Source organism: Acinetobacter lwoffii (assembly GCF_024129855.1).
Lineage (GTDB): Bacteria > Pseudomonadota > Gammaproteobacteria > Pseudomonadales > Moraxellaceae > Acinetobacter > Acinetobacter lwoffii_L.
Genome location: NZ_JAMXXC010000006.1, coordinates 18,595 through 34,787, shown reverse-complemented (window position 1 = coordinate 34,787; position 16,193 = coordinate 18,595). Strand labels below are relative to the sequence as shown.

The window sequence follows — 16,193 nt, the reverse complement described above, 5'->3', positions numbered from 1 at the left end:
ATGAAATGAATGCGTTCAGCTTAACCATTTTTCCTGTTCTAGGCAAAAATAAAGCCCATGCAGAATGGGCTTTATGCAGAATTTAAACAGGATTAATCAGTGTGATAGCTACTCTGTTCCATCTGTGCCTGTTGAGCACGTTCAACATAATTCTGATAAGCAGGGACAGCAAAGGCTGCCAAAATAACCGCGAGTACCAGATACAGCACCACCAAAAGCGTTTCCCAGCCACGTGTAGTGCGTGGAGGACCATATTCATTATTTTCGTTGTGACCGGGTGCCAATAACAGGTAAAGTGTAAAGACAAGGTTCACGACCGGCACAAAAATCAGTAAAGAAAGCCAGCCATTATGATTGCGGTCATGTAAACGACGAATTAAAAAAATCACGCTAAAATAAATTGCAACGCCGTAGATCAAAACCAACATCACCATTAAAGGCATGGACATTTTACCATCTAAAGTCTCAGGACTCATTCCAGGTAAAATAAAAGCAGCAATGATTCCGATGATCATAAAGCAAAAACCAAGCAGCATATTCCATGCGATATAAGAACGTCGCCCAAAACGTCCTGATGCATTCCACCCCGAATCCTGAATTGTATTACTCATTATTTTTCCTTTGTTTTCATTAGATTTTTTATAAGTAAGTCTATGATAAAGGGATTTTTTATAAATGAAAAGTGTAAAAAACAATCAATAAAAAAGCTCGCAATTTGCGAGCTTTTTAGGCGAAAGGAAAATCAGATTTTCCAATCCACAAAGTTTTTCAATAACTGCAAACCGGCGGTATGGCTCTTTTCCGGATGGAACTGGGTCGCAAACAGGTTTTCTTTATGAATCGCTGTGCAGAACTCAATGCCATAGGTACAAGTAGCTGCCACCAATTCTGAATCTTGTGGTTCTACATAGTAACTGTGCACAAAGTAAAAACGCGCGTCCTGTTCGATATTGTTCCACATCGGATGATCAGGCTCGACCTGATGCACCTGGTTCCAGCCCATATGCGGCACTTTTAAGCCCGCCATTTCTGGGAAATGCTTAACCGCACCTTCGAAAATACCCAGTGCATCGGTACCACCATTCTCTTCAGAATGCTGCATCAAGGCTTGCATGCCGACACAAATGGCCAATACCGGTTTGTTAAATACGGCATTGCGTACCACTTCATCAATCCCGGCTTCGTGCATGCCTTGCATACAGTCACGCATCGCGCCTACGCCCGGAAAAACAATCTTGTCTGCTTGTGCAATCAGTTTTGGATCATTGGTCACATCAACCGTGGCACCGACATGTTCTAATGCTTTTGCCGCAGAGTGCAAATTTCCCATGCCATAATCAAGAAGGGCAATACGGGTCATTACAGTGTACCTTTGGTTGAAGCTACCGTATTGGCAGCACGTGGATCCACTTCACAGGCCATACGCAGCGCACGCGCAAATGCTTTAAATACGCTTTCGATCTGGTGATGGCTGTTTTTGCCTTTCAGGTTGTCGATATGCACCGTCATCAAAGAATGGTTTACAAAGCCCTGGAAAAATTCAGAGAACAGGTCTACATCAAAACGGCCGATCATGGCACGGGTAAATGGAATATCCATAAACAGGCCCGGACGACCAGACAGATCCACCACGACACGGCTTAAAGATTCATCAAGTGGCGCATAGAAATGGCCATAGCGTTTCAAACCTTTTTTATCGCCCAGTGCTTGCGCGAAAGCCTGACCTAACGTAATACCGCAGTCTTCTACGGTATGATGGTCGTCGATTTCCAGATCGCCATCACAATGAATATCAATATCAAACAGGCCATGACGCTTGATTTGATCAATCATATGATCTAAAAAGGGAATACCCGTGTTTAAGGTGCCTTGACCAGTACCGTCGAGATTCAAACGAACTCGAATTTTGGTTTCGTTGGTATTTCTTACCACTTCACTGATACGATCTGTCATAGACACGTTCCTCAAATACGTCAAAATGATTGATGTAGAAAATATTTTCGCCGTGACGAAGTCACCGCATATTAGATTGCTCAGGAGGGTTTATCAATGCCTATCACCGTACATGCTTATACTTCTTTAGAAAATGACGAAGTGCGCAGCCAGCTTGAGCGACTGTATGACACGAGCCCGGAATTTAGCGACGGGGCAGATGCCATGGAACAACTAGAGCAAAACCTTGCACAGTATACCTCAGTTTATAGCGCAGAATTTAATAGCAAAATTATTGGGGCAATCTGGTGCACTGGACAGGGTGAAAGCCGGATTCTGGAAAATATCGTCGTACATCCGGCCAACCGCGGTCGTGGTGTGGCAGAAAGGCTGGTGAGCGAAGTTTGCCGCATGGAAGAAGAAAAAGGCGTGAAAAACTTTGTGCCGGGCTGTGGGGCCATTCATCGTTGTCTGGCCAATCTAGAAAAAATCTGAAAATAGATTAAACCTAAGCAGCCGTTAGGCTGCTTTTTTATGTAAATAAGCGCTTAAATCTGTTTTATTGCTGAGGTCTTTGGTAAACACTGTTCGATTTATGACTCAAATTGACGTGGGTTGATGGAAAAGTAAACATTTGGTGAAAATTATTCTCTCTGCTCTTGACGATTTACAACTGAAACTGTTTAATACGCGACATCGGCGTGATAGCTCAGTAGGTAGAGCAACGGATTGAAAATCCGTGTGTCCCCAGTTCGATCCTGGGTCTCGCCACCATATTTTAAAACGATTTCAAAGTTTTCAATCCCTGATCCCATCAGGGATTTTTTTTAGGCCAAAAATCAGCCATTCAAATATTTTTTTCATAATTTTGATTGACTAATGAGGCCAGATACGGCTTAATACACCGCATCGGCGTGATAGCTCAGTAGGTAGAGCAACGGATTGAAAATCCGTGTGTCCCCAGTTCGATCCTGGGTCTCGCCACCATATTCAAAAAATCCTCAAACTTGGTTTGGGGATTTTTTTTGCCTGCACCAAAGCCAGATCAACATTATTCTTTTCTATTTTTCAGTTGTTTCAACTTCTTCTTTTTCGACGTTTCCTGCTTTTTTCTTCCTGATTGACCGTTTATCAAACTTAACAATAGGCACTGGCATTATTTGTAAGATTTAGCTTTGACGCTTTCCCTTTTCCAAACGAGGGTGAAAATGATGAATCTCCTAACACCAATTAAACTAGGCTTTCTTACGGTCTGTACTGCTTTTAGCCTACCGATCTTAAGCCATGCTGCGCCTGCTGCTGATTCAGTGGTGTTGCCGACTCTGACTGTCATGGCGGAACCGGAACTGCGCGCCGTGACTGAAAAAATGTTGCCTTATCAGGAGCAGAACAGCCAGCGTAAGGCCCTGCAAATGCGCCTGATGAAAATTGAACGTGAAATTCAAGCCTATAGCGTGGACGGCGACGTAGTGGCGAATATTGATGTGATGCGTGCACCTGCCGATCCTGATCTGGATAGCCTGCCTGTGGTGTTCCGTGAATATGTATTGGCCATCGCACAGGGCTTGCAGTCTTCAGACCCAAGAAATGGGGTGTATGTATTGCTGCAACCTTTTGGAATTAACCGCGATGCCACCAATGTGAGTATTGTCCGCGAACAATTCGATCCGAACCGGCTGAATCTGAGCCTGCCGTTTAATTCCCCATAATGTGTGCCTGTTGGTCTAGATAACTTTGTTTAACGAGCTTGTCAAAGCTAACATGCAATGAGATCGACAAAATACTGTTCTGGGAAAGGGTAGCTTTGTGAGAGGAGCAATTTCTGTCTAAGCTAGACATATTATTGGAAAAATCAAATGCCTTGAATTGTATTTAAAAAATAAGCATAGTGGATGTAAATCAACAAGATCTGACTGACAGAGCTGGAGCGTATACATGCCGCGTGTTTTTATGATTGTAGCCGCTGTGACACTGGCAATTTTTATTGGGCTGTTTTATCAGAATTCGGTTCAGCAAAAACATCAGGCCGAGCTGCTCGAATATGAAACCGTGCTCGAAGAAAAAACTGAGAGCATTGCGCAGCAGGCACAGGACTGGTCTAAACCAATTCAGATTGAACTTGAGGATGACCGTCTGGATGGTGACTATGCCATCATGGCAGAATTTATGCTGGGGCAATTGCGCGACAGTGCCGAGGAACGCAATCAGTATCTACGCGACTTAAAAGCCGCCAACTGGCAGAATTTTCTGAATATCGACCGCTTGGCCAAGGATCAGGCACAAGGCTATAAAGAAACGGAAGCGATGCTCAAGCAAGTCCATCAAATTGTGAACAGCTATCAGCAGAAAATCCAGCAGCGCGATGCCGAGCTGATCGACAAGGCACAACAACTGGATATTAAAAACCGTTATCGCCAGCAACTGAGCCTGACCCTGAAAGACAGTCAGCAAAATAGTAATGCACATGTCATTTTTGAAATTGAAAAACAGACGCTGGCCAAGGCTGATGCCTTATTTGCAGTACTGAAAAAGCATAAATGGCAAAAGAAAAATAACACCTTTATGTTCTATGACGATAAAGCCGTGCAAGAATTTAATGCGCTGTATAAAGAAATGCTGCACTTGAATAAACAGATGGAACGAGTGGCGACTGCCAATCAGAAAGCGGTTGAAAACAAGTTGTAGCATGACCTAGATGACAGGATTGCCATAGGACTGTCATCTGCTGTTCAAACTCGCTTGCTAAATTGAAGGGGTCGCACAGATCACGACATAACATTTAAGCAGGTGAGTCATGCAAACAATTCGGGTTTTTGCTGATATTCAGCAGGTGTACGGTGAGTTTGTCGCAAATAAAAAATGTCCAAAATTACAAAGGATGAATAACGGGGATAAGAACCGATTGTTCTTAAATCAATATTTCACGCTGATCGAGGACTGGCACTATACCGAACAGATTGTGATTCAGTTCAATCAGCAGTATTTCAGTCTGGATCTGGGGAGCGCACCGGATTTTATGGATCAGGACAAATACATCAACTGGCTGAAGTCGGAACTGCTACATTAATCGAGTCGCCATATTCCTCATTGATATACAACCGAGCTGTCTGAATAGAGGCAGCTTTTTTATTTTTCTAGATTTGGTATTGATCTTGCTGTTGCATGCATCGGCACAGTACGAACAGGCGCTGATTCCAATTCCGATTTGAACAGGCTATGCTGAAACTTATTACCGCTGCCAAAAGAATGACAGGCGGAGCATGGATGATATGGAGGGCAAAAAATTATGCAACAGTTGAAATGTTATAAGGAACTTCCAGTCTGGACTCAGCAGAGTATTCCTCAGGGCTTCAAGAATCAGCACAATACCAAAGCGGGTACCTGGGCGAAACTGACAGTATTAAAAGGTGAGCTGCGTTTTGCCATGCTGGAAGAATCTGGCGCAGTGCAATCCGAGCATGTGTTTACACCAGAGCAGCAACCGCCATTTATTCGGCCTGAGGCCTGGCACAAAATTGTTTCTGTCAGTGAAGATGTCGAATGTCAGCTGCGTTTTTACTGCCAGCCTGAGGATTACTTCATCAAGAAATATCAGTTGAATCCTACCCATTCTGAAGTGCTGGCAGCGATGCCCTATTTAAAAGGTGGCCGTGCGCTGGATGTCGGCTGTGGTACAGGGCGTAATGCGCTTTATTTGAGTCAGAACGGCTTTAAGGTCGATGCCTGGGATGTCAACGAAAACAGTTTGCAAACCTTAAGACAGATTGTACAGACCGAGCAGATTGATCATGTGCAGGTACAGCGCCGCGATCTCAACACGGATACCAGCATTGCAGGCCAATATGACTTTATCTACTGTACCGTGGTGATGATGTTCCTTGAGGCGAAAACCATTCCACCGCTCATTGCACAGATGCAGCAGGCGACCGTGCCAGGTGGCTATAACCTGATTGTTTGTGCCATGGATACGCCAGATATTCCGGCACAAGCCGATTTTCCATTTGCTTTTCAGCCGGGGGAGTTGCGAGGGTATTATGAGGGCTGGAATATTGTGAAATACAATGAAGATATTGGTGAGCTGTATCGTGTCGATGAGCAAGGCCAGCGGATTAAACAGCATTTTGCCACGATGCTGGCGCAGAAGGCTGAATAGAAGATTAAGTCTTTTAATTCCTGAAAATAAATTAAATCATCCAAAACAAAAAAAGATGTCAGGCTGACATCTTTTTTTATGCTTAAAGAATCTTAAGCTGCTTTTTTAAACCAAGAGAACCAGCCTTTTTTCTCAGCTTTTACTTCTGCTTTTTCAGCAGCGGCGTCTTTGGTTTCTACTGCTTCAGTTTTCACAGCTTCAACGTGTTGTTCTGCTGTAGCTTGAGCCATTTCTACTTGAGTCGTCGCTTCTGTTTTTACTGCTTCAGCTTTAGTTTCAGCCGCTTGTTGATTTGCAGCAACAGTCGCTTGAGTCGCTTCAACTTTCGCTTGTACAGGTGCAGCAGTTTCTTTAGCAACAGTTTGGGTTGTTTTGGTTACAATAGTTGCTGGCGCAACTTGAGCTTCAGTTGCCATTGCAGATGCAGAAGTCGCTACGATTGCAGTTGCGATCATTGTTTTAAGCATGTTCATATAAACCCTTTTAAGGAAATAGGAAAAAGAGGTTTGATCATACGCTTATAAAATTTAAGTGATTCATAATCAAGATTTAAGTGACTGAAAAATAAACCAATTTTACAAATAGATAACATTTTGATTTAAATAAAAAAAGCTCCGAAGAGCTTTAACTAACGACATAAAGTTTAGGTCTAGGTTTAGATTCTTCAAATTTATCTATTGAATAAAATGTTAGATCATTGAAATCTGAACGAGAAATGCCGATTCCATCTAGCATTTTAGAAATACTAAAACCATCTTGAGTGGCTAAAGTTTTTAAAATTTTTGAGTAAAACAGAGATTGATCACCATAAGTTGGATCAGGTTCATTCAAATGATATCCAAAAGAATTTATACGAATTGAGTTGTTTTTATAAATCCAATCAGAAATCAAATCTAATTTATGGCAACGATAATTCACAGCTTTAAGTGAGACACGCCAATATTTTTTATACTCAATCATAGATTGAATACTTAAATTTTTTGGTAAATTACTGGTAAAGCCTTCATAAGGCATCAGAAATTCTGAAGCGAATTGATCTGCTTCACTTTCTTTTGTTCGATTGTATTCGGCATTATCATCTTTGTGCAGAATCATATGACCAAGTTCATGAGCAGCGTCAAAGCGTTGTCTTTCAAATGATTTAAAATCATTTAAGAATATAAAAGGATTGCCACTTTGTTCATCAAAAAAAGAAAGTGCATCCATTTGTTTTATATCAAAAGGTAGGCGAAAGACGCGAAAACCCTTTAGCTCAAGTAGCGCAATAATATTATTAACGGGTTGGATGCCTAATCCCCAAAAACCTCTTAAATTATTTGCAACACTTGATGGATAGTCTGGGTGATTAGATTCAAAAATTTCAAGATCAGGGAAACTAAATTTAGGAAGAGTTAATTTACTCTCAAAGTAAAGGTTAATTTTTTTTGCTAATAGAATATAGGCTTCATTTGCATTTCTATATTCAGCCTTAATTCTAGCTGCTGACCTATAAAAAATGTCGGACGAATTGACTAATTCGAGATTATCGTCCGCTAAAAAAAAGCTAGCAGGCAAACCCAATTTTTCAGTTATTTGCTGAAAATCTTCACAACTAATAGGATATTTTCCATCTGTTAAAATTTTACGAATTTTAGGCTCAGAGCAACCTAAAAGATTAGCAAAATCTTTATTGGACAAGCGTCGCAAATCCTTCGCAACCTTTAATCTAGTTCGATCAATTACTTGCATTTCCTCTAGCCGGCTTTCAAGTTAATAGGTAAATCCTCTTCAGTGATTGTACTAGATGTAGTGAGATCAGGACTAGGTTTTCTTAACTTTGGATTAAAATCATTATTAGGATTTTGATTGTTTAGTATGAGTCTAATTAAATAATTTTTAACTAAAAATTTATCTTTTCCTGACTCTTTCACAATTGTATAAGATGTTGGAAAGGCTAATTCTATTTTTATTTGAGATCTATCATCTTGAAGGTAGCGAATGTCTTTTCTTGAGGGATAAAAACATATCCAAGTTTTAAATAAGTCTTTATCAGTATAAGAGCCATAATTCTTATGAACTTTATCTTTAGTCTTTATTCCTTTAGGGGAGGCAGTAGTTAGTTGTGAGTCACTATATCCTAGTGCATGATTAGCAGAAGCAAAAAGAATAATTTTCTTTTCTTCGTCTGAAACTAAACATCTTTGACCATCTATATTTTTGAATTGCCAATTTGTATTAAGGGACCTTTTTAACGCCAGCCCGATAGCCTGTTTGAAGTCACCAGAACGTGACACAAACTTCATATCATTATTTTCATCTTTTAATTCAAAAGCATTATCGATAATTTCCAAAGCATTAAATAGCAAGTTGCAATCAAAAAATCCAAGCTCATTTGCTTTTTCATGTGCCTGATCATTTTCAAAGAATTGTGTATTGAAATTTTCTTGCTCTTCTTGAGAAAAAAGTTCACGATTTGACAAATTTTAACCCTCATATTTTTGTTTAATATCGTTTTTATAACATGAAGGTAGGCATTAATATATTTAAATCAATTGTTTGAATCTTTTGCTTACAAAAAACCCCGCAATAAGCGGGGTTTCTTTTGATCTCGGTATTTAATTAAGCATTAAACACGTTCGATCACTGTTGCAATACCTTGACCAAGGCCAATACACATCGTCGCAAGACCAATTTGCGTATCTTGTTGCTCCATTACGTTCAACAATGTTGTTGTGATACGCGCACCAGAACAACCCAATGGGTGACCCAATGCAATCGCGCCACCGTTATGGTTCACGATGTCTTGCTTGTCATAAATGCCTAAGCCTTTAAGAACAGACAGACCTTGTGCTGCAAATGCTTCGTTCAATTCAAAGGTTTGAATATCAGCAATTGACAGGCCAGCGCGTTTCAACGCTTTTTGTGTTGCCGGAACCGGACCATAACCCATGATCGCAGCATCACAGCCCGCAACCGCCATAGAGCGAATTACAGCACGTGGCTTAAGACCTAAAGCTTGAGCACGTTCAGCAGACATCAATAACATTGCAGAAGCACCATCAGACAACGCTGAAGAAGTCGCTGCAGTTACTGTACCGCCTTTCGGATCGAATACTGGACGCAAAGATTTGAACGATTCAAGGTTCGCATCTGGACGGATCACTTCATCGATATCACACAGGATTTTGTAGCCATCTGCATTATGACCTTCAATGCCGACGATCTCATTCTGGAACAGACCGTTTTCAGTCGCAGCCCAGGCACGGCGATGTGATTCCACACCGAACGCATCCTGTTCTTCACGGCTAATACCGTTCATGCGACCGAGCATTTCAGCAGTTAAGCCCATCATGTTCGACGCTTTGGCATAATGCTTAGACGCTTCAGGGTTCAGGTCGATGCCGTGCATCATGCCCACATGGCCCATGTGCTCAACACCACCGATGATGAAGATATCACCCTGGTTCGTCGCAATTTGCGCAGCCGCAGTGTGAATCGCCTGCATAGACGAACCACAAAGACGGTTTACCGTTTGACCCGCAACAGTTTTCGGCAGGTCTGCTAGTAATGCGATATTACGGGCAATGTTCATACCTTGTTCTAGGGTTTGGTTCACACAGCCCCAGATTACGTCTTCAACTTCATGCGGGTCGAATTCGTTACGTACCAAGAGGGCACGGACAAGCTCAGCAGACATCGAGTCGGCACGTACATTGCGGAACATACCGTTTTTGGTTTTACCCATTGCTGAACGTACGCCATCAACGATGACAACGTCACGTGGATTTAAAGTAGCCATTCACGTTGCTCCTTAACCGTAGAATTTTTTGTTGTTAGCAGCCATTTCGCGCAACATTTCTGGCGCTTCATAAGCTTTACCAAGGTGCGCATACTTATTGCAAAGCGCAACATACTCAGCTACACCGGTTTGATCGATGTAACGGCATGGACCACCACGGAATGGAGGGAAACCAACACCCATGATCATGGCCATATCTGCTTCAGCAGCAGTGGCTACAATGTTGTCTTCCAGGCAACGAACAGTTTCGTTACAGAAAGCCAGCATCATGCGATCAATGATTTCCTGAGCGTCAAATTCACGTTTTTCCGCAGTTGCAACAGATGCCACAAGCTCATACGCAGTTGGATCAACCACTTTGGCTTTTTTGCCTTTACGGTCAAGTTCATACTTGTAGAAACCAACGTCGTTCTTTTGACCCAGACGTTTGTTTTCGTACATTACCTGAATCGAACCTTTGAAATCAGGTTTCATACGATCCGGGAAGCCTTCAGCCATCACTTCTGCACCGTGTACGCCAGTGTCGATACCGACAACGTCCATCAGGTAAGCAGGACCCATTGGCCAGCCAAATTTTTCCATGACTTTATCGATTTGCTGGAAGTCAGCACCATCTTTAAGCAACAGGTCAAATGCACCGAAGTAAGGGAACAATACGCGGTTCACCAGGAAGCCCGGGCAGTCATTGACCACGATTGGTGTTTTACCCATTTTCTGAGCAAGCACCACAGTCGTTGCAATCGCTTCGTCAGAAGTTTTCGCACCGCGGATCACTTCAACCAGTGGCATCATGTGTACCGGGTTAAAGAAGTGCATGCCCACGAAGTTTTCAGGACGTTCCAGGTTTTCAGCCAGGCGCGTGATTGAAATCGTAGAAGTATTAGATGCAATGATCGTGTTTTCACGAACTTTCGCTTCAGTTTCTTTCAGTACGATGCCTTTGACTTTTGGATTTTCAGTTACGGCTTCGATCACGATGTCCACTTCTTTAAACTCGTCATAGCTTAAAGTTGGACGGATGCGAGCAAGAGTTTCACCCATTTGAGCAGGCTTCATCTTCTTACGTTCAACTTGTTTGGTCAGTAAACCATTGGCTTCTTTCATACCCAAAGCAAGTTGCTGGTTACCGATGTCTTTCATGATGATCGGTGTGCCTTTGCTTGCCGCTTGGTAAGCAATACCACCACCCATGATACCCGCGCCTAGAACAGCCGCTTGGTTCACTGGATGCGCACCTTTTTCATAGCGCTTCGAGGTTTTTTTCACGATCTGGTCGTTCAGGAACAAACCGATCAAGGCACCTGCTTGTGGTGTGACTGCTGCTTTAGCAAAGCCTTCAGCTTCCGCTTTCAGCGCGTCATCACGATGCAGGCTCGCACCGGCTTGTAATGAATCAAGCAATAATTTTGGCGCAGGGTATTGAGCTGGATTCGCTTTTGCTAAAACCATGCCTTTCGATGAGTTAAACGCCATCATCTGTTCGATCGGGCTGAGTTTAACTGGATCGAGTTTTTCCTGACGCTTGGTTTTCCAGTCTAAACGGCCATGAATCGCCTGTTTTACCAGATCAAGTGCAGCATCTTGTAGCTTGTCAGCAGGAACGACAGCATCGACTGCGCCGTCTTTCAGTGCAGCAGCCGGCTTTTTAGGATTGGCCATTGCCATCCATTCTACCGCGTTGTCGATACCGATCAGACGGCTTAAGCGTACTGTACCACCGAAGCCAGGGAAGATACCCAGCTTGATTTCAGGCAGGCCCACTTGCGCCTGTTCTGACATGACACGGTAGTCACACACCAGGCACATTTCGAAACCGCCACCCAGTGCCATGCCATTAATGGCAGCCACTTTAGGAATGTCGAGGTCTTCGAAGCTGTTAAAAATTTCATGTACTGGCATTGCCCAGTCAACAATCGCTTGTTCACCCTGAGCAAAGTTGTCGCCGAATTCAGTGATATCAGCACCTACAATAAATGTAGATTTGCCTGAAGTCACAATCAGACCTTGAATATCGGCATGGGAGACGGCTTCGATAGCAGCCTTGAAATCTTCAATCGTTGCACGGTTGAATTTGTTAACGGACTCACCTTGTAAGTCAAAGCGGAATTCTGCAATCCCGTCCTCAAGCATTTGGACGGTAATGGCATTGCCAGCGTGGATCATGCCCTGATCTCCTTTATTTTGGAGGACTTCTAAGTTGATGTTGTGAAGCAAGTGCGCATGTCCCGCGCACTTTTTGACTTCGCTAATCTTACGATAACTATATCCAAAAAGAACATAACAAGTTGTATCAAGCCGTGACGCAATGGTCATCAATTTCTGCCAGACTGATCCGCCCCGCTATAACTTTTCCTTTCAGTTTTCTAAAAGAAGATGAACCAAAGATTTTGTTTCAATTCATTATTTTTTATCAATCAGCCTGATAGATATGGAGCAGGGTGACTGATTTTCAAGGTGCATTTCTAGCGGAATTTTGTCAATTCAGTCAATTTCTATCCTTGAACTTGCCATTTTTAGCCTCGAAGTATGCTGAGCGCAGGGCTTTCAGGTCTTTGCTGATAGTATTTAATCAGCACAAATAACAGTGTATTAGATCATTTGAGTTACTGAACTTTTCTGATGAGATCGAAAATGGGAACGATCCTGTCGATGTGTGATTTAAAATAATTTCCATCCTGCCGGGTTGAATCCCTGTCATCTGCTATGGAATTGTTTATGATGATCTTGCACTTAGATATGGGGGATATCGATGCACGTATTTCGTTCTAAAAAAGACTGGTGGCTGCTGGCTTTTGTGATTTGTATGAGTGGCCTGTTGCTGCAACTACTGCTGACCATGCAGGCCAAAGGCACTATGCAGCAATATCCGCTGCACACTGCGGTTTATGTCCTGACTATTATCATTTTATGGTGGCCGCTGTGGAGTACGCGCTATGTGATGTACAATGGGGTATTGACCATAAAAAGCCTGTGGTTAAGCTGGAAGATTCCGTTAAGTGAAATCCAATCCATTCAGCCCACAGACCACTCTATCATTGCGCCAGCCTTATCTTTAAAGCGTCTGCGGATTGACTATACTGATGCGGGCGTGCAGAAATTTATATTGGTTTCACCCAAAGATCAAACTGCTTTTATACAGGTGCTTCAGCCGAATAAAAACTGATATCGAGTCTGCCTTAGTTAAGCTTTTGCTTGCTCAGGCAGAACCACCAGCTGTCCATCGACACAGTCCAGATGCAGACTGAACTGCTCAGGCTGGTTTAAAAAATACAGCGCCAGAATCGGCTCCAGTTCGGTACGCATCTTGCGGCCCAAATGCCGGGCGCCGTAACGAATATCATGGTCCTGATAGAAATAGGCTTTGGCTGAAGCGCTTAAATGCACGCTGCGTTGCTGATGTTGCAAGCGCTTGTTCAGTTTATCCAGTTCAATTTCGACCAGACGTGGCAGGGCATCATGCTGTACCGCCTGATAATGCAGGCTGCGGTCAATCCGGTTCAGAAATTCAGGGTCGAATTTACGCTGCATGACTTTTTCAATGATGCGCTGGGTGGGAACGCGCTTCAGACACAGTGCCTGCATTTTCTCAGGCAGATAGCTGAGTTTGTCCAGATATTGCTGCGCCGCCTGTGCCCCGACATTGCTGGTCATAAAGATCATGCAGTTGCGAAAATCGATAGTTTTAGTGCCCGCTGTCAAGGTCAGCCGGCCAGTATCCAGCACGTTCATCAAGCCGCGAATCACTTCGTTACTGGCTTTTTCCAGCTCATCAAACAGCATGATGCCGGGACGGGTATGACTGCCGGCAATCGCAGTTTCATCAAACAGGCTGTGACCTTCCTTTGATCCCACATAACCGGGCGGTGCGCCGGTCAAAGCCGCCGCATAATGTTCCTGTGCCAGAGTATTCATATCAATCCGGCAAAAGGCATCCGGGCGGCCATAGATCGCATCGGCAATCAGACGCACGGTTTCTGTTTTACCGACGCCAGTAGGGCCCAGCATCAAGGTAACCGACAAAGGGCGATCCGGACTGGAAAAATCTGCCTTGACCACATGCAACATTTTTTCAATTTCATTCAGGGCTGCATCCTGCCCAATAATCCGTTCACGTAGCAGTTGCATTACCTTACTCGGCTCGAAATGAAAACGCGGTTTACCAATCAGGCGAGCACGTTCAGACGGGTGATGGGTGGAGGTGGAGGGTTGAACAATATGAATGCCCGATTGCTGCAGGGTCATGCGAATCATCTCAAAACTAGACTTTTTGAGCATAACAAAGTTAAAGGTTGAAACTTATAGCTTTTAACAATCAGTTTATGTCGTGAGGATTATAGATTGGGGGGATAACCCGACAGGAACTTTAAGATTAAGTGGCAGCTTCAGGGGAATTTTGTGTTTTTGCTTGAAAATGACGCAACAATCATCACATATATCTGCAGATTGTAGGTGAAAAATAGGCTTTAGGTGAACGAAAACGCACGCCCCCATATTGAAAAAATCCTGGCGAATATGACCAGCCTGCCCGGGGTCTACCGGATGTATGGCAAAGACGGTGAATTATTGTATGTGGGTAAAGCCAAAAACCTGAAAAACCGGGTCTCCAGCTATTTTGTCAAAACGCTGGATCATCCCAAAACCCAGGCCTTGGTGGCACGGATTTATGATATCCAGACCCTGGTGGTACGTTCTGAAACTGAAGCCTTGTTGCTGGAACAGAACCTGATCAAGCTGCATCATCCGCCCTATAACATCATGCTGCGTGATGACAAATCTTATGTCTATATTTTTGTTTCGGCAGATAAACCCTATCCGCGTTTAGCCAGTGGGCGCGGCAAGGGCAAGCACCAGGTGGGCAAGTTTTTTGGACCTTATCCGAGTGCGTATACCGCCCGGGATACTCTGGTGGTGCTACAAAAACTGTTTAATGTGCGCTCCTGCGAAAATAGTTTTTTTGCCAACCGGACCCGGCCATGTCTGCAATACCAGATCAAACGCTGCTCTGCGCCCTGTGTCGGATTTATTTCTCCGGAAGACTATAAGGCAGATGTCGATAACTCGATCCGATTTTTGCAGGGCGATACCAAGGAGCTGAATCAGGAACTGATCGCAAAAATGGAAGCGGCCGCTGAAGCGCTGGAATTTGAAAAAGCGGTGTTCTATCGTGACCGGATGGCATTGTTAAGAGACGTACAGTCGCAGCAGGCGATCTATAAGCTCAAAGGCGAAGCCGATATCCTGTCGATTGCCTATCAGGCCGGGGTGACCTGTGTGCAGATCATGCATGTGCGCAACGGCAAAATGCTGGGTGGAAAAAGTTATTTCCCAGATATGCTCAGTGATGACCTGGGGCAGATGCTGGCCGATTTTATTGCCAATTTTTATTTTCAGGTGGCCGATGAAATTCCGGCTGAACTGATTGTTAATCTGGAAGTGGCTGATCGTAAAGAACTGGAAGCAGCACTCTCGCAGCATTTTGGCAAGAAAATCCAGATCAAGTCCAAAGTCCGCGAAACCCGGGCCGAATGGCTGGAACTGGCGCAGATGAATGTACAGCACGCGATTCAGGGCAAGCTGGCCAATCATATAGAATTAAATGAGCGTTTTCATCAGCTGGAGCAGGTGGTCGGCCATCCTGTAGACCGGATCGAGTGCTTCGATATTTCACATACCATGGGCGAAGATACCGTGGCCTCCTGTGTAGTCTTTGATAGTGGTGGTGCGCGCAAGCGCGATTATCGCCAGTTTTCCATTCACGATATTCAGGCGGGCGATGACTATGCCGCCATGCGTCAGGCGCTGACCCGTCGTTATAAGAAAGCCCTGTTGCCGGACTTGCTGCTGATTGATGGTGGCAAGGGGCAATTGCACATGGCGATGGAGGTTATGCAGGAACTGGGTCTGGATGCCTTTATGGTTGGTGTGTCTAAAGGTGAGGGACGTAAGCCCGGTCTGGAAACCCTGCACTTTACCGATGGCAGTAAAATTCAATTACCGGAAGATCATAAGGCGCTACACCTGATTCAGCAGGTACGTGATGAAGCACACCGCTTTGCGATTACCAAGCATCGTGCCAAACGCGACAAGAAACGGGGTTCGTCGGTACTGGAAGTGATTCCGGGGTTGGGACCTAAACGCCGTCGTGACCTGCTGACCCATTTTGGCGGGATTCAGGGCGTACTGAAAGCCTCAGAACGAGATCTGCAATTGGTACCGGGACTGGGTTCAGTCATGGCACGGATGATTTATAAAGTGTTGCATGAATAACTTGGGGGCTCGAATGCAAGGGCAAAAATGCGTATTGACGCATGGGTCACAGGACATTCACAA

16 protein-coding genes and 2 tRNA genes are annotated in these 16,193 nt (G+C 44.0%); 9 read left to right on the top strand and 9 right to left on the bottom strand.

What is annotated here, in order from left to right:
• Positions 1–92: 92 nt before the first annotated feature.
• The 3 genes from NI465_RS06960 to hisB form a co-directional block, all read right to left on the bottom strand.
• Positions 93–611, bottom strand: coding sequence for a DUF805 domain-containing protein (locus NI465_RS06960; protein WP_253144782.1), 519 nt, complete (start codon positions 609–611; stop codon positions 93–95).
• 131 nt (positions 612–742) lie between these two features.
• Positions 743–1,360 (bottom strand): imidazole glycerol phosphate synthase subunit HisH, encoded by a 618-nt coding sequence (gene hisH, locus NI465_RS06955; RefSeq protein ID WP_004647290.1) that lies wholly within the window; start codon positions 1,358–1,360, stop codon positions 743–745.
• Positions 1,360–1,953 carry an imidazoleglycerol-phosphate dehydratase HisB gene (hisB, locus tag NI465_RS06950; protein WP_004729244.1) on the bottom strand — a complete coding sequence of 198 codons (594 nt, stop codon included), beginning with the start codon at positions 1,951–1,953 and terminating at the stop codon, positions 1,360–1,362. The genes hisH and hisB overlap by 1 nt, the downstream gene beginning before the upstream one ends.
• A 96-nt stretch (positions 1,954–2,049) precedes the next feature.
• Between hisB and NI465_RS06945 the strand changes: the two genes are divergently transcribed.
• The 7 genes from NI465_RS06945 (at position 2,050) to tehB (ending at position 6,085) form a co-directional block, all read left to right on the top strand.
• Positions 2,050–2,427, top strand: a complete 378-nt coding sequence (locus tag NI465_RS06945; RefSeq protein WP_004278652.1) for a GNAT family N-acetyltransferase — start codon at positions 2,050–2,052, stop codon at positions 2,425–2,427.
• A gap of 203 nt (positions 2,428–2,630) precedes the next feature.
• Positions 2,631–2,706: transfer RNA gene (locus NI465_RS06940), tRNA-Phe, on the top strand.
• 137 nt (positions 2,707–2,843) lie between these two features.
• A tRNA-Phe gene (locus tag NI465_RS06935) sits at positions 2,844–2,919 on the top strand.
• Positions 2,920–3,143: 224 nt separating this feature from the next.
• A complete protein-coding gene (locus NI465_RS06930; RefSeq protein WP_253144887.1) occupies positions 3,144–3,641 on the top strand; it encodes a hypothetical protein in 498 nt (165 codons plus the stop codon).
• A gap of 226 nt (positions 3,642–3,867) precedes the next feature.
• A complete protein-coding gene (locus tag NI465_RS06925; protein WP_004729250.1) occupies positions 3,868–4,617 on the top strand; it encodes a hypothetical protein in 750 nt (249 codons plus the stop codon).
• Between the two features lie 109 nt (positions 4,618–4,726).
• Positions 4,727–4,999, top strand: a complete 273-nt coding sequence (locus NI465_RS06920; RefSeq protein WP_253144779.1) for a hypothetical protein — start codon at positions 4,727–4,729, stop codon at positions 4,997–4,999.
• 219 nt (positions 5,000–5,218) lie between these two features.
• Positions 5,219–6,085, top strand: a complete 867-nt coding sequence (tehB, locus tag NI465_RS06915) for an SAM-dependent methyltransferase TehB (RefSeq protein ID WP_253144776.1) — start codon at positions 5,219–5,221, stop codon at positions 6,083–6,085.
• A gap of 92 nt (positions 6,086–6,177) precedes the next feature.
• On the opposite strand, the gene NI465_RS06910 is transcribed toward tehB, so the two are convergent.
• The 5 genes from NI465_RS06910 to fadB all read right to left on the bottom strand — a co-directional run bounded on the left by NI465_RS06910 (position 6,178) and on the right by fadB (position 12,026).
• On the bottom strand, positions 6,178–6,558 hold the full coding sequence (locus tag NI465_RS06910) for a hypothetical protein (RefSeq protein ID WP_253144773.1): 381 nt from the start codon (positions 6,556–6,558) through the stop codon (positions 6,178–6,180).
• A 151-nt stretch (positions 6,559–6,709) separates the two neighbouring features.
• Entirely contained in the window at positions 6,710–7,813 is a 1,104-nt protein-coding gene (locus NI465_RS06905; RefSeq protein ID WP_004729258.1) for an XRE family transcriptional regulator, read from the bottom strand.
• 5 nt (positions 7,814–7,818) lie between these two features.
• Positions 7,819–8,544 (bottom strand): hypothetical protein, encoded by a 726-nt coding sequence (locus NI465_RS06900; RefSeq protein ID WP_004729261.1) that lies wholly within the window; start codon positions 8,542–8,544, stop codon positions 7,819–7,821.
• A gap of 146 nt (positions 8,545–8,690) precedes the next feature.
• On the bottom strand, positions 8,691–9,863 hold the full coding sequence (gene fadA / locus NI465_RS06895) for an acetyl-CoA C-acyltransferase FadA (protein WP_004729264.1): 1,173 nt from the start codon (positions 9,861–9,863) through the stop codon (positions 8,691–8,693).
• Between the two features lie 12 nt (positions 9,864–9,875).
• On the bottom strand, positions 9,876–12,026 hold the full coding sequence (fadB, locus tag NI465_RS06890; RefSeq protein WP_004729267.1) for a fatty acid oxidation complex subunit alpha FadB: 2,151 nt from the start codon (positions 12,024–12,026) through the stop codon (positions 9,876–9,878).
• A gap of 586 nt (positions 12,027–12,612) precedes the next feature.
• On the opposite strand from fadB, the gene NI465_RS06885 reads away from it, so the two are divergent.
• The gene (locus NI465_RS06885) at positions 12,613–13,026 is read left to right on the top strand and encodes a PH domain-containing protein (RefSeq protein WP_180087579.1); all 414 of its coding nucleotides are present in this window, start codon (positions 12,613–12,615) and stop codon (positions 13,024–13,026) included.
• A gap of 17 nt (positions 13,027–13,043) precedes the next feature.
• On the opposite strand, the gene NI465_RS06880 is transcribed toward NI465_RS06885, so the two are convergent.
• Positions 13,044–14,105: an AAA family ATPase gene (locus NI465_RS06880; RefSeq protein ID WP_253144771.1), complete on the bottom strand. Its 1,062-nt coding sequence runs from the start codon at positions 14,103–14,105 to the stop codon at positions 13,044–13,046.
• A 225-nt stretch (positions 14,106–14,330) separates the two neighbouring features.
• On the opposite strand from NI465_RS06880, the gene uvrC reads away from it, so the two are divergent.
• Positions 14,331–16,130 carry an excinuclease ABC subunit UvrC gene (gene uvrC / locus NI465_RS06875; protein ID WP_005108089.1) on the top strand — a complete coding sequence of 600 codons (1,800 nt, stop codon included), beginning with the start codon at positions 14,331–14,333 and terminating at the stop codon, positions 16,128–16,130.
• Positions 16,131–16,193: the final 63 nt, after the last annotated feature.